23 protein-coding genes are annotated in these 22,789 nt (G+C 68.6%); 14 read left to right on the plus strand and 9 right to left on the minus strand.

Features of this window, described 5'->3' with window-relative positions; translation table 11 throughout:
* Positions 1–73: 73 nt before the first annotated feature.
* From QM772_RS07140 to QM772_RS07160, 5 genes are all read right to left on the minus strand, one after another.
* The gene (locus QM772_RS07140; protein WP_415134954.1) at positions 74–2,329 is read right to left on the minus strand and encodes a methyl-accepting chemotaxis protein; all 2,256 of its coding nucleotides are present in this window, start codon (positions 2,327–2,329) and stop codon (positions 74–76) included.
* A gap of 23 nt (positions 2,330–2,352) precedes the next feature.
* Complete coding sequence (locus QM772_RS07145; protein ID WP_415134956.1) at positions 2,353–2,886, minus strand: chemotaxis protein CheW; 534 nt, start codon at positions 2,884–2,886, stop codon at positions 2,353–2,355.
* A gap of 6 nt (positions 2,887–2,892) precedes the next feature.
* Entirely contained in the window at positions 2,893–3,258 is a 366-nt protein-coding gene (locus QM772_RS07150) for a response regulator (protein WP_415134958.1), read from the minus strand.
* Positions 3,259–3,273: 15 nt separating this feature from the next.
* On the minus strand, positions 3,274–3,645 hold the full coding sequence (locus QM772_RS07155) for a response regulator (protein ID WP_415134960.1): 372 nt from the start codon (positions 3,643–3,645) through the stop codon (positions 3,274–3,276).
* Between the two features lie 75 nt (positions 3,646–3,720).
* The gene (locus QM772_RS07160) at positions 3,721–3,873 is read right to left on the minus strand and encodes a rubredoxin (RefSeq protein WP_415134962.1); all 153 of its coding nucleotides are present in this window, start codon (positions 3,871–3,873) and stop codon (positions 3,721–3,723) included.
* A 118-nt stretch (positions 3,874–3,991) separates the two neighbouring features.
* Between QM772_RS07160 and thiD the strand changes: the two genes are divergently transcribed.
* The 3 genes from thiD to QM772_RS07175 all read left to right on the plus strand — a co-directional run bounded on the left by thiD (position 3,992) and on the right by QM772_RS07175 (position 6,652).
* Positions 3,992–4,930: a bifunctional hydroxymethylpyrimidine kinase/phosphomethylpyrimidine kinase gene (gene thiD, locus QM772_RS07165; protein ID WP_415134964.1), complete on the plus strand. Its 939-nt coding sequence runs from the start codon at positions 3,992–3,994 to the stop codon at positions 4,928–4,930.
* Positions 4,914–6,221, plus strand: coding sequence for a glutamate-1-semialdehyde 2,1-aminomutase (gene hemL, locus QM772_RS07170; protein WP_415134966.1), 1,308 nt, complete (start codon positions 4,914–4,916; stop codon positions 6,219–6,221). Before thiD ends, hemL begins: the two co-directional genes overlap by 17 nt.
* Positions 6,222–6,382: 161 nt before the next feature.
* Entirely contained in the window at positions 6,383–6,652 is a 270-nt protein-coding gene (locus QM772_RS07175; protein ID WP_415134968.1) for a hypothetical protein, read from the plus strand.
* Between the two features lie 10 nt (positions 6,653–6,662).
* Here the strand turns inward: QM772_RS07175 and QM772_RS07180 are convergent, their stop codons facing one another.
* The 4 genes from QM772_RS07180 to dusB form a co-directional block, all read right to left on the minus strand.
* Positions 6,663–7,559, minus strand: a complete 897-nt coding sequence (locus QM772_RS07180) for an EamA family transporter (RefSeq protein ID WP_415139509.1) — start codon at positions 7,557–7,559, stop codon at positions 6,663–6,665.
* A 187-nt stretch (positions 7,560–7,746) separates the two neighbouring features.
* Positions 7,747–9,345 (minus strand): bifunctional phosphoribosylaminoimidazolecarboxamide formyltransferase/IMP cyclohydrolase, encoded by a 1,599-nt coding sequence (gene purH, locus QM772_RS07185; RefSeq protein ID WP_415134970.1) that lies wholly within the window; start codon positions 9,343–9,345, stop codon positions 7,747–7,749.
* A gap of 83 nt (positions 9,346–9,428) precedes the next feature.
* On the minus strand, positions 9,429–9,662 hold the full coding sequence (locus QM772_RS07190) for a Fis family transcriptional regulator (protein WP_415134972.1): 234 nt from the start codon (positions 9,660–9,662) through the stop codon (positions 9,429–9,431).
* A 2-nt stretch (positions 9,663–9,664) separates the two neighbouring features.
* On the minus strand, positions 9,665–10,705 hold the full coding sequence (gene dusB, locus QM772_RS07195) for a tRNA dihydrouridine synthase DusB (RefSeq protein WP_415134974.1): 1,041 nt from the start codon (positions 10,703–10,705) through the stop codon (positions 9,665–9,667).
* A 109-nt stretch (positions 10,706–10,814) separates the two neighbouring features.
* Here dusB and QM772_RS07200 point away from each other — a divergent pair, with 109 nt between their 5' ends.
* From QM772_RS07200 to QM772_RS07250, 11 genes are all read left to right on the plus strand, one after another.
* Entirely contained in the window at positions 10,815–11,303 is a 489-nt protein-coding gene (locus tag QM772_RS07200; protein ID WP_415134976.1) for a YqaA family protein, read from the plus strand.
* Between the two features lie 174 nt (positions 11,304–11,477).
* Complete coding sequence (locus tag QM772_RS07205; protein ID WP_415134978.1) at positions 11,478–12,008, plus strand: hypothetical protein; 531 nt, start codon at positions 11,478–11,480, stop codon at positions 12,006–12,008.
* 72 nt (positions 12,009–12,080) lie between these two features.
* On the plus strand, positions 12,081–12,569 hold the full coding sequence (locus QM772_RS07210) for a phasin family protein (RefSeq protein ID WP_415134980.1): 489 nt from the start codon (positions 12,081–12,083) through the stop codon (positions 12,567–12,569).
* A 16-nt stretch (positions 12,570–12,585) separates the two neighbouring features.
* On the plus strand, positions 12,586–13,218 hold the full coding sequence (locus QM772_RS07215) for a TetR/AcrR family transcriptional regulator (RefSeq protein ID WP_415134982.1): 633 nt from the start codon (positions 12,586–12,588) through the stop codon (positions 13,216–13,218).
* A 45-nt stretch (positions 13,219–13,263) separates the two neighbouring features.
* Positions 13,264–14,043, plus strand: coding sequence for an esterase/lipase family protein (locus QM772_RS07220; RefSeq protein WP_415134984.1), 780 nt, complete (start codon positions 13,264–13,266; stop codon positions 14,041–14,043).
* Positions 14,044–14,208: 165 nt separating this feature from the next.
* The gene (locus QM772_RS07225; protein ID WP_415134986.1) at positions 14,209–15,120 is read left to right on the plus strand and encodes an alpha/beta fold hydrolase; all 912 of its coding nucleotides are present in this window, start codon (positions 14,209–14,211) and stop codon (positions 15,118–15,120) included.
* A gap of 100 nt (positions 15,121–15,220) precedes the next feature.
* Complete coding sequence (locus QM772_RS07230; RefSeq protein WP_415134988.1) at positions 15,221–16,201, plus strand: AraC family transcriptional regulator; 981 nt, start codon at positions 15,221–15,223, stop codon at positions 16,199–16,201.
* A gap of 428 nt (positions 16,202–16,629) precedes the next feature.
* Positions 16,630–18,327, plus strand: coding sequence for a long-chain-fatty-acid--CoA ligase (locus QM772_RS07235; protein WP_415134990.1), 1,698 nt, complete (start codon positions 16,630–16,632; stop codon positions 18,325–18,327).
* A gap of 30 nt (positions 18,328–18,357) precedes the next feature.
* Entirely contained in the window at positions 18,358–19,707 is a 1,350-nt protein-coding gene (locus QM772_RS07240) for an amidohydrolase (RefSeq protein WP_415134992.1), read from the plus strand.
* A gap of 60 nt (positions 19,708–19,767) precedes the next feature.
* Positions 19,768–21,357: a WS/DGAT/MGAT family O-acyltransferase gene (locus tag QM772_RS07245; RefSeq protein ID WP_415134994.1), complete on the plus strand. Its 1,590-nt coding sequence runs from the start codon at positions 19,768–19,770 to the stop codon at positions 21,355–21,357.
* Positions 21,358–21,405: 48 nt separating this feature from the next.
* A complete protein-coding gene (locus tag QM772_RS07250) occupies positions 21,406–22,752 on the plus strand; it encodes an MFS transporter (protein WP_415134996.1) in 1,347 nt (448 codons plus the stop codon).
* Positions 22,753–22,789 lie beyond the last annotated feature (37 nt).

Genomic DNA, 22,789 nt, shown 5'->3' on the forward strand with positions numbered 1-22,789 from the left:
AACTGTATTCGTTCATCGGGCACCCCTCATGCCCGGTCGCAGCGCCGTTGCGCACGGTCTGTCGCGACCCGCGTCACGCAATCTTGAATCGGGCCACCGACTGGCGCAATTCATCCGCCATGCGCGCGAGTTCGCGCACCTGGGTCGCCGTGGTACGGGTGCTCTCGCCGGTCTGCTCCGTCACGGCGAAGATGTGCTGGATGTTGCCGGCCACCTGGTTGGCCTGCGCCGCTTCCTTGGAAGCCGAGGCGGAAATCTGCTCGATCAGTTCGGCCAGCCGGCGCGACACGCTGTCGATCTCGGTCAGCGCGGTACCGGCGTTGTCGGACAGGCGCGCGCCCTCGACCACGCCCTGGGTCGAGCGCTCCATGGCGGCCACCGCATCCTGCGTGTCGGTTTGAATGGCCTTCACCAGCGCGGCGATCTGGCGCGTGGCGTCGCCGGAGCGCTCGGCCAGACGCTGCACTTCTTCCGCCACCACCGAGAAGCCGCGCCCGGCCTCGCCGGCGGAGGCGGCCTGGATGGCTGCGTTCAGCGCCAGCACGTTGGTCTGTTCCGTGATGTCCGCGATCAGCTCGGTGATCTCGCCGATCTCCTGCGAGGACTCGCCCAGGCGCTTGATCCGCTTGGAGGTTTCCTGAATCTGGTCGCGGATCGAGTTCATGCCGCCGATGGCGTTCTGCACCGCCGTCAACCCCGACTCGGCGGCCTGCAACGACTGGCGCGCCACCGTGGCGGATTCCTGCGCCTGCGCCGACACGTCGTTGATGCGGGCCGCCATGTCCAGCACCGACTGGCCGGTTTCGCGAATCTCGCGCAGCTGTTCGGTGGAGGTGGCCAGCAGTTCGGTCGAAGTGGTCTCCACCTTCGACGTGGTCTGCGCCACGCGCGTGGCCGTGCTCTGCACGTTGCCCACCAGGGAGCGCAGTTCCTCCACCGTGTAGTTCACCGAGTCGGCGATGGCGCCGGTGATGTCCTCGGTCACGGTGGCCTCCTGCGTCAGGTCGCCCTCGGCCACCGTCTGCAACTCGTTCATCAGCCTCAGAATGGCGGCCTGGTTGGCGTCGTTCACGCGCTTGGCTTCGTGCTGCTGCTGCTCGGCCGTGTGGCGCTGCTGCTCGGCGACGGTCTGGCGCTGGCGGCTGTCGCGCAGTTGCACGTAGGCCAGCCCCACGGCGGACAGCAGCGCGATGGCCGCGGGAATCAGCAGCAGCAGCAGATTGCCAAAACCGAGCCCGGTCTCGTTGGCCAGGCGGCTCTGCAACGCTTCCAGATCCTTGCGCAACGGCTCGCTGTCGGCCACGATGGCGGCCTGCGCCTCGCGGGCGGAAACCAGCCCCTGGAGGTTGCCCAGGATGCCGCCGGCCTGCGCGCGCGTCTCCTCGTACATCTTGAGCAGCGCGGTCAAGCGCTCGCGCGTCTGGTCATCGCGCACGGGGGAAAGCCGCAGATCCTGGCTACCTTTGAGCAGGCCCTCCGCGATCTCCTTGAACGAGTTCAGATCCTTGCCCAGCAGGAACACGGCCTCGGGGCTCACACCCTCCATGGTCAGGAACTCGTTGGCCGACTTGCCGATGCGCTGCGTCAACATCACCAGCTGGCCCGTGGCGGCGATCTCGGCGGACGGCGCGCCTTGTTGCAGCTTGAGCGAGGACACCGTTTCCGCCACTTCCAGCAAGTCGGAGGATTGCCGGCTGACCGTGCGCAGGCCGCTCCCGACCTGGGTCAGCGTCTGCTGCTGCTCCAGCACCATGGCGGCGTTCTTCTCGGCGCGATCGACCATCGGCACGATCTTGCCGATCTCGGCCGCATACGCGCCGCCCAGCTCCGGCGCACTGCCGCCGCCGTTTTGCAGACTGCGAACGTCTCGCGCCAGGGACTGCACGCTTTCCTTGACTTCCGCGAACGCCTCCGGACTGCCGATCAGCGCCTGCGACACCGACTTGGCCAGGCGCTGCGACTGCATCAGCGACTGCCCCGTGGCCCCCACCTGCAAGGCCGTCCGGTCCGCCTGCGACACCGTCCAATACACCATCGCAGCCAGCACCACCAGCGCCGCCGCCAAAAGAATCGACAGGATCCGCTGGTGCTGCGCCGCGCCGCGCGTGCCGAGCAGCGGCACCGCGAACGCGTCGTTGTTGCTCACCAGCAGCACATCTTCCTTGCCATCGTCGAGCACGGACGCTATCAACGTGCTGTCCCCCATGGCGCGAGTGTCGAAGCCGCCGCCCATCTGGCTGGACTCCTGCGTGACGGTCTCGCCACCCTCGGTGCCCGGGTCTTGCGGCTTTTTCTTGAACAGGCCGGAGAGTTGATCAGCTAGTGCCATGGTATGACCTTGAGTGACGAGAGTTACGCACCGATGCCCAGGAACGCCTGGTGCTGCGAAAGAACCTGCAGGTTGAGTTCCTGCCATTGACGACCTTCGAGGTCGGTGTAAACGTGGCCAAAGTAGCCAGGCGCGCCATTGCCCGCGGACGAAGAGGTTGCGAAAGCCTCCGTCGTGCGCAGCCCCAGCAGCCGATCGACCAGCAGAGCACAGTTGATGTCCAGCAGCGGGTTGAGCGCCACCATGCGGCATTGCGCCAGTTCATTTTCGCCGCGCGGGCGGCTGCCCCCCCCCTGGAGAAACGACCCCAGGTCGATCACGCCATGGAGGCCGCCGCGCAAATTGGCGACACCCAGGAACCAGGGCCGCGCGTACGGCACCCTCTGGACGTCGGTCCAGGAGAAGATCTCGCCCGCGTGACCGAGCGGAAACAGCAGGTGCGACGCCCCCGCCTCGACCGCCAGCCACGACGCCGCCGTGCCGGTCGTACGCGCCGACTGCAGGCGCTGCGCCAGCCGGTTCTGGAACTCGCGGAGAGCTTTTTTCTTACTGGACATGCCGGATCAGCCGAGCGCCTTGATCTTGCTCATCAGTTCGGTCTGATCGACCGGCTTGGTGACGTAGTCGCGCGCCCCTTGGCGCATGCCCCAGACGCGGTCCGTTTCCTGGTTCTTGCTGGTGCACATGATGATCGGCACCTCCGCGTAGCGCGGGTCGCGCGACAGCGCGCGCGTCAGCTGGAAACCGTTCTGGCCGGGCATCACCACGTCCATGAGGATGAGGTCGGGCTTGGCCTGCTCCAGGCGCCGCTGCGCATCCTCGGCGTTCTCGGCGGTGCTCACGGCGAAGCCCGCCTTCTTGAGCATCTCGCTCAGGTACATCAATTCCGTCTTGGAATCATCAACGATCAGCACGTTGCGGATCGGCATGGCTCGGCTCCTTGTTTAAGCGACACTGAATTGCTGCACGGCCTGCAGCAGTTGATCCTTGGTGAACGGCTTGGTCAGGTAATCCTGGGAGCCCACCATGCGGCCACGCGCCTTGTCGAACACGCCGTCCTTGGACGACAGCATCACCACCGGCGTGCCCGCGAACTTCTCGTTGCGCTTGATGATCGCGCAGGTCTGGTAGCCGTCCAGGCGCGGCATCAGGATGTCGCAGAAGATCAGGTCGGGCGCCGCGTCGTTGACCTTCGCGAGCGCATCGAACCCGTCCTCCGCCAGCATGACCTCGTGGCCACCCTGCTTGAGGAAAATCTCGGCGCTGCGCCGAATGGTGTTGCTGTCGTCGATCACCAGCACCTTTTTCGATCCCATCGAAATCCTCTCGACTCAGGACGCGCAAGCGCGCCTTCCCGTTGATACGCATGAAGGTCAGATCGATCCCGTGGGTCAGATCTGCACCATCTCGAAATCTTCCTTCCTCGCCCCGCACTCGGGGCAGGTCCAGTTCATGGGCACCTGCTCCCAGGACGTTCCCGGCGCGATACCATGCTCGGGTGCCCCCTCGGCTTCGTCATAGAGCCAGCCGCAAATCAGACACATCCATGTTTTCACGTTTTTTACAGCTTAAGTTGCACACCCCTCAAGTGCAATTGATTGTATCGGCGGGTGATTCGATGACCCGGCACTTTGTCGCATCCTTCCGTGTTATTTCAGCCCGATGACCCACCCCGACGCAGACCAGTCGTCGCGCGATAGCGACACTTCCGAGTCGATGGTGGATGACGACACGCTGCCGTGCGTGCTCAGCTTCAACGCCAACGACCCGGTCGGCGCCGGCGGCCTGGGCAGCGACGCGCTGGTGATCGCCTCCATCGGCGCCCATGCGCTGCCGGTGGTGACCGGCACTTACCTGCGCGACAGCCGCGAGACCGTGGGCCACGCGGCCCTGGACGACGGCGCCGTGGCCGAGCAGGCGCGCCTGGTGGCCGAGGACGTGCCCGTGCACACCATCAAGGTCGGCTTCGTGGGCAGCGCCGAATCGCTGGCCGCCGTGGCCGCGTTCGCGTCCGACTACCCCACGGTGCCGCTGATCGCCTACATGCCCGACCTGTCCTGGTGGACCGACCACGAGATCGACGCCTACCTGGACGCCTTCCGCGAGCTGCTGCTGCCCCAGACGGCGGTGCTGGTGGGCAACAACACCACGCTGCGCCACTGGCTGCTGCCCGAGTCGGCCACCAAGCGGCACGCGCGCGCCACCGACCTGGCGCGCGCCGCGGCCGAGCTGGGCGTGCCCTACGTGCTGGTGACCGGCATGCCGCAGGCCGGCGACCAGGTCGGCAACGTGCTGGCCTCGCCGCAGGCCGAGCTGGCCAGCCAGAGCTTCGAGCGCATCGACGCCGCCTTCGTCGGCGCCGGCGACATCCTGTCGGCGGCGCTGGCGGCCCTGCTGGCCACCGGCTCCGAGCTGACCGAGGCCACCGCCGAGGCGCTGCAATATCTCGACCAGACGCTGGACCACGGCTTCCGCCCCGGCATGGGCCGCGCCGTGGCCGACCGCCTGTTCTGGGCCGCGACTGACGACGGCCCAGGTTCCGACACCGATGGCTCCAGCCCCCTCGACATCCCCGCCCCCTTCAATGAAACCAAGCACTGATCGCAACGACGCGCTGATGGCGCGCGCCCGCCAGGTCATTCCCGGCGGCGTCAACTCGCCCGTGCGGGCCTTCCGCGCCGTCGGCGGCACGCCACGCTTCATCGCCCGCGCGCAGGGCGCCTACATGTGGGACGCCGAGGGCCAGCGCTACATCGACTACATCGGCTCCTGGGGCCCGATGATCCTGGGCCACGGCCACCCGGCCGTGCTGGAGGCGGTGACCAAAGCCGCCGCCGAGGGCCTGTCCTACGGCGCGCCGACCGAGCGCGAGATCGAGCTGGCGGAGGAAATCCTCGCCCTGGTGCCCAGCATGGAGATGCTGCGCCTGGTCTCCTCCGGCACCGAGGCGGGCATGAGCGCCATCCGCCTGGCGCGGGGCGCCACCGGGCGCAGCAAGATCGTCAAGTTCGAGGGCTGCTACCACGGCCACGCCGACGCGCTGCTGGTCAAGGCCGGCTCCGGCCTGGCGACCTTCGGCAACCCCACCAGCGCCGGCGTGCCGCCCGAGGTGGTGCAGCACACCCTGGTGCTCGAATACAACCACGTCGCGCAGCTCGAAGAAGCCTTCGCCCTGCACGGGCCCGACATCGCGGGCCTGATCATCGAGCCGATCGCCGGCAACATGAACTTCGTGCGCGCCAGCACCGCGTTCGTGCGCCGCTGCCGCGAACTGTGCAGCCGGCACGGCGCGCTGCTGATCTACGACGAGGTCATGACCGGCTGCCGCGTGGCGCTGGGCAGCGCGCAGAGCCTGCACGCCCGCGCCATCCCCGGCTTCGAGCCCGACCTGACGGTGATGGGCAAGGTCATCGGCGGCGGCATGCCGCTGGCGGCCTTCGGCGGCAAGCGCGCGGTAATGGAGCAGCTGGCGCCGCTGGGCCCGGTCTATCAGGCCGGCACGCTGAGCGGCAACCCCGTGGCCACCGCCTGCGGCCTGGCCACGCTGCGCGCGCTGCGCCAGCCCGGCTTCTTCGAAGCGCTGTCGGCCAAGACCCGCCGGCTGGTGGACGGCCTCTCCGCCGCCGCGCGCGCCGCCGGCGTGCCCTTCTCGGCCGACTGCGAAGGCGGCATGTTCGGCTTCTTCCTGCTGCCCGAGCTGCCGCAGAACTACCCGCAGGTGATGCAGAGCGACGGCGCACGCTTCAACACCCTGTTCCACGGCCTGCTGGCGCGCGGCGTCTACATCGCCCCGGCGCTGTACGAGGCCGGCTTCGTCAGCGCGGCGCACAGCGAGGACGACATCGACGCCACCGTGGCCGCCGCCGCCGAGGCTTTCCGCTTGCTATCTTAAAAATAGCTGCTGGCGCTTGTCCCGCCTGCGAAAACGGCCTTTTTGACTCTAAATCCTGCGGCGGGCCGGCCCAGCGCGAAATAGTGCGCAGCCGAGCGGCTACAGGATGTATCCAGCGCCGCGCGGAGTTGCTATCCTCGCCCGCGAAGGAAAGCTAACCAATGAAAAAGTCCCTGATCCTCCTGGCGCTGCTCGTCGGTGCCGCCGCCCACGCCCAGCAGGCCCAGGCGCCGCAGCCCGAGAAGGCCAGCACCTCGCAGCGCGCCGCCAGGGCGGCCGCGCCGGCATCCGAATCCAGCAAGCCCATCGACCTTTCGCACCTGGTGCCCAAGGATTCCGCGCAGAAAAGCGACGACGACTGGAAGTCGAGCGGCGACCGCTTCGACAGCCGCGGCGTGAACTGCTCGCTCTACCCCGCGCGCTGCAGCTGACGATGGGCGCTCACCAGGCCGCGCCGCGCAGCCGTGCGCGCAGCGCGGGCCAGCCCGCGTTCAGCGCCAACCCCAGCAGCACCAGCGCCGCCGCGGCCAGCTTCCAGGGCGGCAGCGGCTCGGCCAGCAGCCAGGCGGAGGCGCCCATGCCGAACACCGGCACCAGCAGCGACATCGGCGCGATGCTGGCCGCCGGATAGCGCCCCAGCAGCCAGGCCCAGGCGCCGTAGCCCAGCACCGAATTGCCCCAGGCCTGCCACGCCACCGAGGCCCAGGCGCCCCCACTGGCATGCGCCAGGCCGTGCACGATGCGCGGCCAGCCCTCCAGCCCGAGCGACAGCACCAGCAGCGGCGGCACCGCGAACAGGCTGGACCAGACCACATAGGCCACCATGTTCACCGGCGCGCCGCCGCGCGCCGCCGCCCGGCTGACCATGTTGCCCGCCGCCCAGCAGAAGCCGGCCAGCGCCACCAGCAGCAGGCCGGCCACGGTGGTGTCGCCGCCGGCGTGGAAGGCGATCACGCCCATGCCCGCCAGCGCGATGCCCACCGCCACCAGCTGGTAGCGGCGCGGCTGCTCGCCCGCCAGCAGCAGCGCCAGCCCCATGGTGAAGAACGCCTGCAGCTGCACCACCAGCGAGGCCAGCCCGGGCGAGATGAGGCCACGCATGGCCAGAAACAGCAGCCCGAACTGCCCCACCCCGATCAGCAGCCCATAAGCCGCCAGGTTGCCCCAACTGACCGGCGGGCGCGGCAACACGAACACCAGCGGCACCGCCGCCAGCGCGAAGCGCAGCGTGGCCAGCAGAAACGGCGGCAGCTCGGCCAGCCCCCACTTGATGACCACGAAGTTGCTGCCCCACACCGCCATCACGGCCAGCGCCAGCAGCCAGTGGCGCCAGGTCACCAAGGCAACGCCCCTTCAGCTGGCGGTGTCCGTTGCCGAAAGCGGCGAAAAGCCGAAAGACGCGAAAGGCCGCGGAGCAGGCCGCGCCAGCAGGCGCCCTGGCCGGGCTTGCACCGGCCAGCGGCGCCGCCCCCTGGAGGGGGGAGCGCGCAACATCGCGCAGCGAGTGGAGCCACGGGGGTGGGCATCAATGCCGGAAATGGCGCACCCCGGTGAACACCATCGCCACGCCGCGCTCGTCGGCGGCGTCGATCACCTCCTGGTCGCGCATGGAGCCGCCGGGCTGGATGACGCAGGCGGCGCCGTGGTCGATCACCACGTCCAGCCCGTCGCGGAAGGGGAAGAAGGCGTCGCTCGCCACCGCCGAGCCTTGCAGCGACAGGCCGGCGTGCTCGGCCTTGATGCTGGCGATGCGCGCCGAGTCCAGCCGGCTCATCTGGCCGGCGCCCACGCCCATGGTCATGCCGCCCCGGCAGAACACGATGGCGTTGCTCTTGACGAACTTGGCCACGGCCCAGGCGAACATCAGGTCGTCGATCTGCTGCGGCGTGGGCTGCAATTTGGTGACCACCTTCAGGTCGGCGGCGCGCAGCACGTGGTTGTCGGCGGTCTGCATCAGCAGGCCGGAGCCGATGCGCTTGGCGTCCATTGCATTGAGCCCACGCGCCCAGTCGGTGTCGCCGTCGCGGCGCACGGCCGACAGGTCGATGCGCAGCACGCGCACGTTCTGCTTGGCCTTGAACACGGCCAGCGCCTCGGGCGTGAAGTCGGGTGCCATCAGCACCTCGACGAACTGTTTGGCCACCTGCTCGGCCGCCGCGCCGTCCACCGGCACGTTGAAGGCGATGATGCCGCCGAAGGCGCTGGTCGGGTCGGTCTTGAAAGCCTTGCCGTAGGCCTCGGCCGCGTCGGCGCCCAGCGCCACGCCGCAGGGGTTGGCATGCTTGACGATGACGCAGGCCGGTGCCTCGAACTGCTTGACGCATTCCCAGGCCGCATCGGCGTCGGCGATGTTGTTGTAGCTGAGTTCCTTGCCCTGGAGCTGCACGCCGGTGACGATGGTGCCCGGCGCGGGGTGCAGGTCGCGGTACAGCGCCGCCTGCTGGTGCGCGTTCTCGCCGTAGCGCAGGTCTTGCAGCTTCACGAAGCGGCCGTTGCTTTGCGAAGGAAAAAGGCTTCTGGCGGGCGCCCCGCCAGCGCCGGCAGCATCGAAATCGATAGCAGACAGGTAGTCGCTGATGGCGCCGTCGTAGTCGCTGATGCGGTTGAACGCCGCCACCGCCAGGGCGAAGCGGGTCTTGTCGGACAGCTTGCCCGCCCGCAGCTCGGCCAGCACCGGCGCGTACTGCGCGGCGTCGGTCAGCACGGCGACATGGTTCCAGTTCTTGGCGGCGCTGCGCACCATGGCGGGGCCGCCGATGTCGATGTTCTCGATCGCGTCGGCCAGCGTGCAGCCGGGCCTGGCGACGGTGGCCTCGAACGGGTAGAGGTTGACCACCAGCAGGTCGATGGTGCCGATGCCGTGCGCCGCCAGCGCCGCCATGTGCTCGGGCAGGTCGCGCCGCGCCAGCAGGCCGCCGTGCACATTGGGGTGCAGCGTCTTCACGCGGCCGTCCAGCATCTCGGGGAACTGCGTGACCTCGGCCACCTCGGTGACGGGCAGGCCCTGCTCGGCCAGCAGCTTGGCGGTGCCGCCGGTGGACAGCAGCTTGACGCCCAGCGCATGCAGCGCGCGGGCGAATTCGACGATGCCGGTCTTGTCGGAAACGGAGATCAGGGCGTTCATGGCGGGCGGCAGGGTTTATGAATAAAATCGGGCTCCAGCGCTTGTCTGGCAAGCGCCGGCAGCTATCAATCAAATAGCAAACGTCAGATGAGCTTGTGCTGGGCCAGCTTCTTGCGCAGGGTGTTGCGGTTCATGCCCAGCCACTCGGCGGCGCGCGACTGGTTGTGGCCGGCGTGCTGCATCACCACGTCCAGCAGCGGCTTCTCCACCGCGCGCAGCAGCATGTCGTACAGGCCGTCGGGCTCGGTGCCGCGCAAGTCGCGGAAGTAGGCTTCCAGGCTCTCGCGCACGCATTCCTCGATGTGCTTCTTGCTCATGCTCAGCGGGCCTCCACCACGCCCGCGGGCCGCGCGCCGGCGGCCGCCAGCGGCAGGCGCTCGTGCGCCTCGGCCAGTTCTTCAAAATAATCCGCCACCACCTGCCATTGCACGGCCGCGTCGTCGATCAGGTTCATGCGCGCGCGAAACGCCTCGCCGCCCGGCAGGCCGCGCACGACCCAGCCGATGTGCTTGCGCGCCGAGCGCACGCCGGTGTGTTCGCCGTACAGGCCGTAGTGGTCATGCAGGTGCGCCAGCAGCGCGCGGCGCACCTCCAGCACCAGCGGCGGCGCCAGCTGCTCGCCAGTGGCGAGGAAGTGGGCGATCTCGCGGAAGATCCACGGCCGGCCCTGCGCGGCGCGGCCGATCATCAGCGCGTCGGCGCCGGTGGCGGCCAGCACCGCGCGCGCCTTGGCGGGCGAATCGATGTCGCCGTTGGCGACCACCGGGATGCGCAGCGCGGCCTTGACGGCGGCGATGGTGCCGTACTCGGCCTCGCCCTTGTAGCCCTGCTCGCGCGTGCGGCCGTGCACGGCGACCATCTGCACGCCGGCGCTCTCCGCCGCGCGGGCGATGGCCAGCGCATTCTTGTGGCGCGCGCACCAGCCGGTGCGCATCTTCAGCGTCACCGGCACGCCATGCGGCGCGCAGGCGGCCACCACGGCCTCGACGATGGCCAGCGCCAGCGGCTCGTCCTGCATCAGCGCGCTGCCGGCCCACTTGTCGCACACCTTCTTGGCCGGGCAGCCCATGTTGATGTCGATGATCTGCGCGCCGCGGTCGATGTTGTAGCGGGCGGCCTCGGCCATCATGGCCGGCTCGGTGCCGGCGATCTGCACGGCGATGGGGCCGGGCTCGCCCGCGTGGTCGGCGCGGCGCGAGGTCTTGAGCGTGTGCCAGAGCTCCTTGCGCGAGGTCACCATCTCGCTCACCGCGTAGCCGGCGCCGAAGGCGCGGCAGAGCTGGCGGAACGGCCGGTCCGTCACGCCCGCCATGGGGGCGACGAACAGCGCGTTGGGCAAGGGGTGCGGGCCGATCTGCATGGGGGGTGAGCGTGGCCCGGCGCGGGCGCAGGGGGCGGATTCTACCTGCCCAAAATTTCAGCAATTGAAATGGCGCGCGCCGGCGGCGGCCCCTACACTCGTCGCCCTGATGGAGGCTTGGCTGCAATCCCTGCTGCACGCGCTGGCACTGCCGCAATACGGGCTGTCCACCGTGTTCGTGCTGGCCTTCGCGTCGGCCACGCTGCTGCCGCTGGGGTCCGAACCCGCCGTGTTCGGCCTGGTCAAGCTGAACCCGCACCTGTTCTGGCCGGCGATCCTGGTGGCTACGGCCGGCAACACGCTGGGCGGCGTCAGCAGCTGGTGGCTGGGCCGCGCGGCGCACGGCACGGTGGCCCGCTGGCGCCGCGCGCCCGCGCACGGGCGCGCGCTGCGCTGGCTGGAGCGCCTGGGGCCGAAGGCCTGCGTGCTGTCCTTCCTGCCCGTCATCGGCGACCCGCTGTGCACCGTGGCCGGCTGGCTGCGCCTGCCCGCCCTGCCCTGCGCCGGCTGGATGGCGCTGGGCAAGTTCCTGCGCTACCTGGCGATGACGGCGGCCCTGCTGTGGCTGTGGCCGGCACAGGCACCCGATGCTATCTAATAAATAGCTGTCGGCGCACTGCCCGCGAGTGCTGGAGGCCGATTCGGCTCCAAATCAAGGCATGCTCCGCACGCCTAGGGCAAGCGCCCTAATTAACCGCACTTTCTGGCTTTATCGCCCCATGAAGGCGCCCGCAGAATAGCGTCATCGCCCAACTTGCATAAGGAACAAACCATGACCACCGCAACCACCCCCACCCTGCAAGGTATCGCCCTCGACGTCGTCGCCAGGTACAACACCGCCGGCAAGCACCTGGTCGGTGCCTGGAGCACCGGCACGCTGCGCCTGGTGAACGGCGCCGCCGCCCGCGCGCCGGCCGCCCCCGCCTTCATCGGCGAGAAGCTGGGCCAGCAGCTGAGCGATGCCAACCGGGCCTTCAACGGCTTCGTCGTGAACGCCGTGAAAAAGAACGCCGAGCAGACCGTCAAGCTGATGGACCTGGTCGCCGATCGCGCCACCAAGAACATCGACGCCCTGGCCGCCGCCGCCGAGCGCGTGCAAAACGAGCGCGCCGCCCCCCTGGTCAAGGCATGGAACAACGCGCAACTGCCGATGGCCCAGATCTCCCTGCGCATCGCCGACGCCATCGCCAGCGGCGCCGAGAAGCTCGAAGCCCGCGTGGCCGGCGCGGCAGAATCCAGCGGTGCGGCCACCACGGTGCATGTGAAGTCGCCGCGTGCGCGCGCCGCGGGCCGGAAAGCCTGATAGGGTTGCCACGCAACACCACGGCGGCGCCCCTCGTGGCGCCGCTTTTTTTGAATGAACCGGGAGACCGCGATGGCCGCCAGCAAAACCGCCGCACGCGACAGCAGTAAATCCCCGGCCAAGAGCCGCCGCGCCGCCGCGCGCCAGCCGAAGGACGCGCCCGTGCCGGCCGCCAACCTGTGGCAGGCCGGCCTGAAGGCCATCAGCGAGGCCCGGCAGGACGTGGAGCGGCGCCACGCCAGCGTGGTCGAAACGCTGCTGGGCTTCGCCCCGGCGCGGCGCGCCGACGAGAAAGCCGAAGCCCCGCGCGCCGGCTTTCCGGGGCTGGACGCCTTCGGGCTGCGCAAGTTCGAGGACGTCTTCGACGAGCGCGTGCGCGCCGCGCTGGAGCGCCTGGGCATGCCCACGCGCGACGAGCTGCTGGCGCTGCACGCCCAGCTCGATCAGGTGCTGGCCCAGATGGCGCGCCTGGAAGCCGTCGCACAAGCCATCAACGCCGGCGCCGTCAAGGCCGCGAAGCCCGCTGCGGCGCGGCGCGCACCCAAGAGCGCCGGCGGCTGAAGACCCAGGGCTTGGCGTGGCCGGCAACCCCACCCGCGAGCGCATTCTGCAAGCCAGTCTGCGCTTGTTCAACGAGCACGGCCTCGCAGCGGTCTCCACGCACCGCATCGCCGCCGAGGCCGGCATCAGCGCGGGCAACCTGCACTACCACTTCAACACCAAGGAAAAGATCGTCGACTGGCTGCTGCGCCGCTTCGAGGACCGCATGAACACGCTGGACGCCTCGGCCGCCGGCATCCGCGCCATCGACGACCTGTGGCTGGCGCTGCACCTGCGCTTCGAGGCCATCGATGCCTGGCGCTTCGTGTTCCGCGACATGGGGCATCTGGCGCTGGAGTACCCGGCCCTCGGCCGGCGCATCCGCGAACTGAACGGCAGCAGCCTGCTGGCCGCCCAGGCGCTGTGCGAATCGCTGGCGGCGCAGGGCGTGATCGAGGCCAGCGCGGAGCAGGCGCGCACGCTGGCGCTGCAGATCGTCTTCACCACCACCTGCTGGCTGGGCTTCGAGCAGATGGTGCCCGGCCCCAGCTCGCGCGCCCAAGCCGATCCGGGGTTGGCGGCGTACTACACGCTCACGCTGGTTTCCCCCTATGTCTCGCGCGAATCGCGCGTGTATCTTGACTACCTGCGGGCCAAGTACCGCCATTGAACCCCCTGCCCCATCGATCTACCAGGAACACGAGACATGCTCACCATGGAACGCGGCCGCCTCGCCACCCGTCGCCCCGCCCCGCCGTCGCGGCTGCTGATGCTGGGCGAGGGCCGCGCCTTCTGGGAAGCCGGCGCCACCCTCGCCATGTGGCCGTGGCTGACGCGCGCGCCGCGCGGCGACGGCCACCCGGTGCTGGTGCTGCCCGGCCTGCTGGCCAGCGATACCTCCACCCGCCCGCTGCGCAACTACCTGAAGAAGCAGGGCTACGAGCCCCACGGCTGGAACCTGGGCCGCAACCTGGGCCCGCGCGCCGGCATCGAAAGCGGCATGGTGCGCCGCCTGCACGAGTTGAGCGAGCGCCACGGCGGCCGCAAGGTCAGCCTCGTGGGCTGGAGCCTGGGCGGCGTCTATGCGCGCCTCCTGACCAAGCACTACCCCCAGTTGGTGCGCAGCGTGATCACCCTGGGCAGCCCGCTGCGCGGCCATATCTACTGCACCAACGCCTGGCAGGTGTACGAGCTGGTCAGCGGCCAGGCTTCAGATGACCCCCAGCGCATGAGCCATGCCACGGACGTGCCGCAGGTGCCGACCACCTCCATCTACAGCCGCAGCGACGGCGTGGTGGCCTGGCGGAGCAGCCTGACCAGGACCGGCCCGCGGTCGGAGAACATCGAAGTGCGGGCCAGCCACCTCGGCCTGGGCGTGCATCCCGCCGTGCTGTATGCCGTGGCCGATCGCCTGTCGCAGCCCGAAGGCGAGTGGAAACCCTTCGACCGCAGGCTGTTCGGCCCGCTGGCTTACCCGAAGCCCGGGGAACGCTGAGCGCGCTCGGCACGCCGGCGGGAACGCCGCCCGGTCTCGGGGTTGACCCGGAGTCGGGCCGTTTCAGTCTCGTGCGAGACGCGGCGCTCGCCCTGTACGCCTGCACACTTGAGGATACGCGCGCAGCGTGCGTGCTTCGTCCTCGTTTTTCGTTCAGCATTTCCCATGTCAACCGCTCCGACACCGCTCCTGGCCTCATCCAACGGCCTGCAACTGGCCTACGACCGCTTCGGCGCCCCCCGGGGCCAGCCCTTGCTGCTGATCATGGGCCTGGGCACGCAGATGATCGCCTGGGACGAGGCCTTCTGCGGCCAGCTGGCCGATCGCGGCTACCACGTGATCCGCTTCGACAACCGCGACATCGGGCAATCCACGCACCTGAGCACCGCCGCCGTACCCGACATCGGCAAACTGCTGACGCAGGCACTCGGCGGCCAGCCCATCGATCCCGCCAGCGTGCCCTACACGCTGGCCGACATGGCGCTGGACACCGTGGGCCTGCTCGACGCGCTGGGCATCCAGGACGCGCACATCGTGGGCGCGTCGATGGGCGGCGCGATCGCGCAGGAAGTCGCCATGCGCTACCCGAGGCGGGTGCGCACGCTGGTGTCGATCATGTCGACCAGCGGCGCGGCCGACCTGCCGCCGCCGCAGCCGGAGGCCATGCAGGTCCTGATGACGCCCACCCCGCCGGACCGGGCCGGCTATCTGGCGCGCGCGCAGAAGGTCGCCAAGATACTGCGGCCGGGCAGCTACCCCGAGGAGGAAGCGCGGGATTTGGAGCGGGCCGGGCGCGCGTTCGAGCGCGGCCTCAACCCCGCAGGCTACGTACGTCAGCTGGCGGGCATCCTGGCCTCGGGCAGCCGGCGCGAACGCCTGGGCGCGGTGCGCGCGCCGACGCTCGTGATCCACGGCGAGGACGACCCGCTGGTGCCCGTCGAATGCGGGCGCGACGTGGCGCGCCACGTGCCTGGCGCCCGGACGCTGACGATCCCACGCATGGGCCATGCGCTGCCAAGGGCGGTGTGGCCGGCAATCGTCGATGCCATCGCCGAACACGCCGTCTGGACGGAGTAAGCACGCGCCGGGCGCAGCGGCCCGGCAACGCCAGGAGGACCGAACGATCGTTCAACATCTTGCACCGGATTTCGAAGCGCGCGTTTACACGCCGCAGCGCGTGAAGGTGGTGCTCGCCACGCTGGCCGAGGACGGCATCCCGCCGGGGCAGGCCCTGGCGGGCAGCGGCCTCGACGAGGCGGCCCTGGCCAATCTGGCCACGCGCGTCTCCTACGCGCAGTCCATCGCGGTATTCCGCAACGCGCTGGCGCTGGCGCGCGACCCCCTGGTGGCGCTCAAGGCAGGCGCGCGCATGCACGTCACCGCGTACGGCATCTGGGGCTACGCGCTGCTCAGCAGCCGCACCTGCGCCGACATGCTGGACTTCGCGGTCAACTACCGCGGCGTGATCGGCCCCCTGGCGCAGATGACCCACGACCCCTCGAGCGATCCGCCGAGCTGCGGCTTCCGCGTGCTGCTGACGCCCGACAGGCGCGACCCGCTGTACCGCTTTGCGCTCGAATTCACCTGCGCCGCGCACCTGACGCTCGGCCGCGACATCCTGGGTGACGCTTTCCGTTTCTCGACCGTTCGGATGGCCTGCCCCGCACCCGCCCATGCCGACGCCTACACCGGCTTCTTCGGCTGCCAGACGCTGTTCGACCAGCCGGGCAACAAGATCGAGTTCGATGCCGCGTGGATGAACCAGCCACCCAGCACCCAGGATCCGATCACGCACGCCATGGCCCGGGAGATGTGCCAGCAAATCCTGCTGCGCCTGGACCAGTCGGGCGGCACCGCCGCCCGCGTGCGCCACGCCTTGCTGGAGCAGATGCCCTGGCGGTTTCCCAACATCGACGCCATGGCCGAGCAGTTGGCCCTGGAGCCGCGCACGCTGCGCCGGCGGCTCGAAGCGCAGGGCACTTCGTACCGGCAGGTCCTGGCGGAAGTGCGGTGCGTGCTGGCCGTCGAGTACCTTCAGAAAACCAGCATGACCACCGAGGAAATCGCCAGCCGCCTCGGCTACAGCGACGCCGCCAACTTCCGGCATGCCTTCGTCCGCTGGACGGGCAAGAGCCCACAGGAATATCGCCGCCCATGAAGCACGAGGCGCTTTCTTCCAGCATCAAGATGACGCGCGAATTAAACAACCCAGCCGCAACCCGCATATGACCGAAAATCACCGCAATGCGGGCAGTTCGCACCTTTCCACTTGATCAAGGTCACGGAAAGATGGCGAGCCCCAATCGTGCCTGCCGCCATGCAGGGACGGCGGGCGCAGCAGATAGATAGTCACACAATGCCCTGGGCCGGGTTGGAACGACCAGCACCCGGCGGCGACAAGAACGAAGGAGACAACATGGACCCCAGGTCTATGAATCCCGGCGCACCACTTCAGCAGCCGGGCCCGGTTGCCACGGCACGTCCCGCTGCCGCTGCGCGCCGTCTGCCAGCCACCTGAATCATTTCATTCGGCACAAGCCAAGCTCCCCAAAAGAGCGTGCAGAGAATCTTTACTGGAGACAAACGATGAGCGACAAACCCTGGTTGGCGTCCTACCCCGCAGGCATGCGTTGGGATCTCGAAATCAAGCCCACGCCCGTGCAGCAGATCCTTGAAGACACGGTGGCGCGCTTTCCCGACCGCCCCGCCATCGATTTCATGGGCAAGCGCTTCACCTACAAGGAACTTGGCGCACTCACCGACCGCGCAGCCAAGGGCCTGCAAGCGCTCGGGGTGAAGCCCGGCGTGCACGTGGGCATCTTCCTGCCCAACTCGCCACACACCATCATCGCCTTCTTCGGCATCCTCAAGGCCGGCGGCACGGTGGTCAACTATTCGCCGCTAGACGCCGCCAAGGTGCTCGAGCACAAGATCGAGGACAGCCAGACCGACTTCCTGTTCACGCTCGACCTGGCGGGTCTGTACCCGCAGATGGCCGGCATGCTGGGCCATACGCGACTGAAGAAGCTCATCGTCGGCAATGTCGCCGAGATGACCGGCGCGCCCGATGCGGTGGCCGGCAAGATGAAGGCCGGCAAGGAAACCGTCGACGTCCCGCAGGACGACCGGCACGTCAGCTTCGCCAGCCTGCTCGACAACGACGGCGCCTACACCCGCCATCCGATGGCCGACCCGGCCGACACCGTCGCCGTGCTGCAGTACACTGGCGGCACCACCGGCCTGCCCAAGGGCGCGATGCTCACGCACGCCAACCTGAGTGCCGCCACCGCGCAATACAACGAATCCACCCACTACGACCCGCCGCTGATGGAGCCGGGCCAGGAGCGGACGCTGGGCGTGCTGCCGCCCTTCCACATCTTCTCGCTCACCGTCAACATGCTGTTCGGCATCACGCTGGGCGCCGAGATCGTGCAGCACATGCGCTTCGACCCGAAGGCGGCGCTCGAGGACATCGCCAACAAGAAGATCACCGTTTTCTGCGGCGTGCCCACGATGTTCACGGCGCTGATCTCGCACCCCGACACGCCCAAGTACGACCTGCGCTCGCTCAAGTTCTGCGGCTCCGGCGGCGCCCCGCTGCCAGTCGAGGTTGCGCAGCGCTACACGGCCATCACCGGCGCCGAGATCTCCGAGGGCTGGGGCATGACCGAGACCTCGCCCACCGGCACCTTCTCACCGATGGGCAAGAGCAAGCCCGGCTCCTGCGGCATCCCGCTGCCCAACATCACCATCAAGCTGCTTTCGCTCGAAGACCCGACGAAGTACGTGTCCCTGGGCGAGAAGGGCGAGATGTGCATCAGCGGCCCCAACGTCATGAAGGGCTACTGGAAGAACCCCGAGGCCACGGCCAAGGACACCACCTTCGACGGCTTCTTCCGTACCGGCGACGTGGCCTACATGGACGAGGCAGGCTACGTCTTCATCGTCGACCGCACCAAGGACATGCTGCTGTGCAGCGGCTACAACGTGTACCCGCGCGTGCTGGAAGAAGCCATCTACCAGCACCCCTCGGTCGCCGAGGTGTGCGTGATCGGCATCCCCGACGAATACCGCGGCCAGTCGCCCAAGGCATTCCTCACGCTCAAGCCGGGCGCCAAGCCCTTCGACCTGAAAGAGTTGCAGGCTTTCCTGAAGGACAAGCTGGGCAAGCACGAGATGGTGCATGCGCTGGATATCCGCGCGGAGCTGCCGAAGACCGCGGTCGGCAAGCTGTCCAAGAAGGATTTGGTCGACGAAGAGGCGCGCAAGCGCGCGGCAGCCTGATCGTCGAGACCCCCAGTCCGGAGCACCCTCATGAAGCACATCACCCGGGGCGTCGCGCGCCTGCCTGGCCTGACGGCCGCCTCGGCTGTCATCGCCCTGCTGTGCGGCAACGCCTCCGCGCAGACGATCAACGCGACCCAGCTGCAAGACCTGGAGCAACGTGCCAGCGCGGCGCAGGCGAAGATGGTCGCCTGGCGGCGCGACATCCACCAGCATCCCGAGCTCTCGGGCCAGGAGGTGCGCACCGCCAAGCTGGTGGCCGAGCACCTGCGCAAGCTCGGCATGGAGGTGAAGACCGGCGTCGGCGGCACCGGCGTGGTGGGCCTGCTCAAGGGTGGCCTGCCCGGTGACAGGGTGGTGGCCCTGCGCGCCGACATGGACGCGCTGCCGGTCAAGGAGAACACCGGCCTGCCCTTCGCCTCCACCGCCATCGGACGCAACTTCGGCAAGGACACGCCGGTGATGCACGCCTGCGGCCACGACGGCCACGTCGCCATCCTCATGGGCGTGGCCGAGATGCTGGCCGGCATGCGCGCGCAGATCCCGGGCACCGTGAAGTTCATCTTCCAGCCCGCCGAGGAGGGCCGCTCCGAACACCCCAGGCACGAGGAAGAACCCTTCGGTGCCAAGGCCATGATCGCCGAAGGCGTGCTGGACAACCCCAAGGTCGATGCGATCTACGGGCTGCACCTGGCGCCCGGCCCGGCCGCCGGCAGCGTCGGCTACCGCGTCGGCCCCATGATGGCCGGCGCCGACGGCTTCAGCATCAAGGTGACCGGCCGCCAGACGCACGGCTCGCGCCCCTGGGACGGCGTGGACCCCATCACCGCCTCGGCGCAGATCGTCAATGGGCTGAACACCATCGTCAGCCGCCAGCTCGACATCACGGCCGTGCCCACGGTGGTCAGCATCGGCGCCATCAACGGCGGCAACCGCGAGAACATCATCCCGGACACCGTGGACATGCTGGGCACGCTGCGCACCTTCGACACCAAGCTGCGCGAGGACGCGAAGAAGCGCATCACCCACACCGCCACCACCATCGCCGACGCCAGCGGCGCCAAGGCCGAGGTGAAATTCACGGCGGTTTCCTACCCGCCCACGGTGAACCCGGCCGAGCTGTCCAAACAGGCGGTGCCGGTGCTGCAGGCGTCCACGGGCGGCAAGGCCATCCAGATTCCGCTGGTCAGCGGCTCGGAGGACTTCTCGGACTTCCAGCTCAAGGTGCCCGGCTTCTTCTTCATCCTGGGCGCACCGCCCAAGGGGCGCGCGCCCGCGCCCAACCACTCGCCGCAGTTCGACTTCGACGAGGATGCCATGCCGGTCGGCGCCAAGGCGCTGGCGGCGCTGGCGCTCGATCGGCTGGCCCAACCCAACTGACGCGCCCTCCCACCTCATCGGCGCCCGGCGCCCGCACTCTTTTCTCCACAAGGTATAGACATGGACCACCTGAGCAGCCTAGACGCCTCGTTTCTGCATTTCGAAACCCCCGAAACCCCCATGCACGTGGCCAGCCTGTGCATCCTCGAGCTTCCGGAGGGCTACAAAGGGGACTTCTACGAAGACGTGAAGGCGATGGTGGGCAAGCGCCTGCACCTAGCCTCGGTGCTGACGCGCAAGCTGGCACCGATGCCCTTCGAGCTGGCCGAGCCCGTATGGATCGAGGACGACGACATCGACCTGGACTACCACATCCGCAGCCTCACGCTGCGCCGGCCGGGCTCCAGGGAGCAGCTCGACCAGCTCGTCGCGCGGCTGCACTCCAGCCTGCTGGACCGCAGCCGCCCGCTGTGGGAGATGTACATCATCGAGGGGCTGGAGAACGGCCGCGTCGCCTTCTATTCCAAGATGCACCACAGCGGCATCGACGGCAAGGCAGGCACCGAGATGACCAAGGTGATGTACGACATCACGCCCAAGCCCCGCGAGGTACCACCGCCCCGGCGCAAGACCGGCAGCCCCGGCGGCTACCAACTCGGCGTGGCCGAGCTGCTGCAGGCGGCCGTGTCCAACACGGCCCAGCAGTACCGCAAGCTGGCCGAAATGCTGCCAACGGCGGCCAAGGCGCTCACTACGGCCGGCAACGTGCTGGCGAGCCAGCGGACGGCCAAGGGCGAGCGGCCGCTGAACCTGGGCGTGGCACCCAAAACGATCTTCAATGATTCGATCACCAACCAGCGCTCCTTCACCAGCATGTCGCTGCCCTTCAACGACCTGAAGGATCTCGGCAAGCGGGTCGGCGGCACCGTGAACACGATCGTGATGGCCATGGCCAGCGGCGGGCTGGCCCGCTTCCTGCAACAGCGCGACCTGCTGCCCAAGGAGGCCCTGATCGCCGCCGTGCCGGTCAGCCTGCGCTCCGAAGGCGACAGCGCCATGAACAACCAGGTGTCCATGGTGCGCGTGGACCTGGCCACCGACATCGCCGACCCGGTGGAGCGCTTCAAAGCCATCCACGCCTCGTCCGAGGCGGGCAAGGCGGTGGTGCGCGAACTCAAGCCGGTGCTGGGCGTGGACATGCCCATGACGGGCTCGCCCTGGCTCATGACCAGCCTCGCCTCGCTGTATGGCCGCTCCAACCTGGCGCGGCGCCTGCCGCCGATGGCCAACGTGCTGATCTCCAACGTGCCGGGCCCCCAGGTGCCGCTGTACGTCGCCGGCGCACGCATGTTGAGCTTCTACCCGGTGTCGATCCCCTACCACGGCAGCGCCCTGAACATCACGGTGCAGAGCTACGCCGGTTCGCTCGATTTCGGCCTCACGGCCTGCCGCCGCATCCTGTCGCAGGACGAATCGTACGAGCTGATCGAGCACATGAAGGCTGCGCTCAAGGACATCGAGCGCCTGCCGCGCGTCGAAACCGCTGTGCCGGGCGCGTCGCCGCTCAAGGAAGTGCCCGTCAAGGCCGTCGAGACCACCGCCAAGCCCGCCCGCAAGGCCCGCGCCGCCGCCCCTGCCAGAAAGGCAGCGGCCAAGACAGGCACGCCCGTGGCCCGGAGGCAGCGGGCCGCTGCCAAGCGGGCTGGATAAAGCACCCCATCTCCAGCTCAAACTTTCCCAGACCAACAGAGACAAACCATGGCGCATCCCCTTCCCCAGACCGGCCCAGCCGTCCAGTACTCACCGCAGGACGAGGCGATGTTCTCCAAGATCGGCTGGCGGCTGCTGCCGCTGCTGATCGTGTGCTACATGATCGCCTTCCTCGACCGCGTGAACATCGGCTTCGCGCAGTTGCAGATGCGCGAATCGCTGAACTTCAGCGACGCGGCCTACGCCTTCGGCGCGGGCGTGTTCTTCCTCGGCTACTTCCTGTGCGAAGTGCCCAGCAACCTGATCCTGGAGAAGATCGGCGCGCGCAAGACGCTGCTGCGCATCATGTTCTGCTGGGGCATCGTCGCCTCCGCCATGATCTACGTCACGACGCCGACCATGTTCTACATCGCCCGCTTCCTGCTGGGCGCGTTCGAGGCGGGCTTCTTCCCCGGCATCATCCTGTACCTCACCTACTGGTACCCGGGCCCCCGGCGCGGCAAGGTGATCGCCCTCTTCATGACCGGCGCCACCATCGCCTACCTGATCGCCGGCCCGATCTCGGGCGCCACCATGAAGTACATGGACGGCCTGCTGGACCACCGTGGCTGGCAGTGGCTGTTCGTCACCCAGGGCCTGCCCGCCGCCATCCTGGGCGTCTTCGCCTTCTTCTACCTGGAGGACAAGCCCGAGGACGCCAAATGGCTCACCACCGATGAAAAAGCCCGCCTGCGCAAGCTGCTCGACGACGATGCGGCCACCGTCGGTGCCGGCCACAACTCGCATGGCTCGTTCCGCGAACTGCTGGCCCTGCCGCAGGTGTGGACGATGTCGCTGGTGTATTTCCTGTACCTGGGCGCCACCTACGTGATGGTGTTCTGGACGCCCACGCTCATCAAGAGCTGGGGCGTGGCGGACGTGTTCACCGTCGGCCTGCTCTCGTCGATATCCCCCGCGGTGGCCATGGTTGCCATGGTGCTGATCGGGCGCAGTTCCGACAAGCACAACGAGCGGCGCAAGCACTTCTTCTTCTGCTGCGCGCTGGGCTTCATCGGCGCGATCATCCTCGTCTTCGCGCAGGGCAACATCCCGCTGTCGATCGTGGGCCTGGTCATCCTGAGCACCGGCCAGTCCGCGTCCACGCCGCTGTTCTTCACGGCCACCAGCGAGATCCTTCCCAAGGCCCTCGCCGCCGGCGGCATCGCGCTGGTCAGCAGCCTGGGCAACCTCGGCCCGTCGGTCATGCCGTCGGTGGTGGCCATGATCAACAAGGCCACCGGCACCCCCATCGCCTCGCTGTACCTGGTCGCTGGCCTGTGGCTGGTGGCTGGCATCATCCTTATGATGGCCGTGCGGCCCAAGACGGTCGCAGTGCCCCAGTTGGCCACGGCTTGAGGCCCGCCGCTCCGCGCCTTCCTCGCAATTCACTTAC

The sequence above is a fragment of the Ottowia sp. genome (genome assembly GCF_047601385.1).
Taxonomy (GTDB): domain Bacteria; phylum Pseudomonadota; class Gammaproteobacteria; order Burkholderiales; family Burkholderiaceae_C; genus Ottowia.

Bases quoted from the DNA above. Each gene is read 5' to 3' on its own strand.
- QM772_RS07140 (WP_415134954.1), bottom strand. From the start codon at position 2,329: ATGGCACTAGCTGATCAACTCTCCGGCCTGTTCAAGAAAAAGCCGCAA.
- QM772_RS07145 (WP_415134956.1), bottom strand. From the start codon at position 2,886: ATGTCCAGTAAGAAAAAAGCTCTCCGCGAGTTCCAGAACCGGCTGGCG.
- QM772_RS07150 (WP_415134958.1), bottom strand. From the start codon at position 3,258: ATGCCGATCCGCAACGTGCTGATCGTTGATGATTCCAAGACGGAATTG.
- QM772_RS07155 (WP_415134960.1), bottom strand. From the start codon at position 3,645: ATGGGATCGAAAAAGGTGCTGGTGATCGACGACAGCAACACCATTCGG.
- QM772_RS07160 (WP_415134962.1), bottom strand. From the start codon at position 3,873: ATGTGTCTGATTTGCGGCTGGCTCTATGACGAAGCCGAGGGGGCACCC.
- thiD (WP_415134964.1), top strand. From the start codon at position 3,992: ATGACCCACCCCGACGCAGACCAGTCGTCGCGCGATAGCGACACTTCC.
- hemL (WP_415134966.1), top strand. From the start codon at position 4,914: ATGAAACCAAGCACTGATCGCAACGACGCGCTGATGGCGCGCGCCCGC.
- QM772_RS07175 (WP_415134968.1), top strand. From the start codon at position 6,383: ATGAAAAAGTCCCTGATCCTCCTGGCGCTGCTCGTCGGTGCCGCCGCC.
- purH (WP_415134970.1), bottom strand. From the start codon at position 9,345: ATGAACGCCCTGATCTCCGTTTCCGACAAGACCGGCATCGTCGAATTC.
- QM772_RS07190 (WP_415134972.1), bottom strand. From the start codon at position 9,662: ATGAGCAAGAAGCACATCGAGGAATGCGTGCGCGAGAGCCTGGAAGCC.
- dusB (WP_415134974.1), bottom strand. From the start codon at position 10,705: ATGCAGATCGGCCCGCACCCCTTGCCCAACGCGCTGTTCGTCGCCCCC.
- QM772_RS07200 (WP_415134976.1), top strand. From the start codon at position 10,815: ATGGAGGCTTGGCTGCAATCCCTGCTGCACGCGCTGGCACTGCCGCAA.
- QM772_RS07205 (WP_415134978.1), top strand. From the start codon at position 11,478: ATGACCACCGCAACCACCCCCACCCTGCAAGGTATCGCCCTCGACGTC.
- QM772_RS07210 (WP_415134980.1), top strand. From the start codon at position 12,081: ATGGCCGCCAGCAAAACCGCCGCACGCGACAGCAGTAAATCCCCGGCC.
- QM772_RS07220 (WP_415134984.1), top strand. From the start codon at position 13,264: ATGGAACGCGGCCGCCTCGCCACCCGTCGCCCCGCCCCGCCGTCGCGG.
- QM772_RS07225 (WP_415134986.1), top strand. From the start codon at position 14,209: ATGTCAACCGCTCCGACACCGCTCCTGGCCTCATCCAACGGCCTGCAA.
- QM772_RS07235 (WP_415134990.1), top strand. From the start codon at position 16,630: ATGAGCGACAAACCCTGGTTGGCGTCCTACCCCGCAGGCATGCGTTGG.
- QM772_RS07240 (WP_415134992.1), top strand. From the start codon at position 18,358: ATGAAGCACATCACCCGGGGCGTCGCGCGCCTGCCTGGCCTGACGGCC.
- QM772_RS07245 (WP_415134994.1), top strand. From the start codon at position 19,768: ATGGACCACCTGAGCAGCCTAGACGCCTCGTTTCTGCATTTCGAAACC.
- QM772_RS07250 (WP_415134996.1), top strand. From the start codon at position 21,406: ATGGCGCATCCCCTTCCCCAGACCGGCCCAGCCGTCCAGTACTCACCG.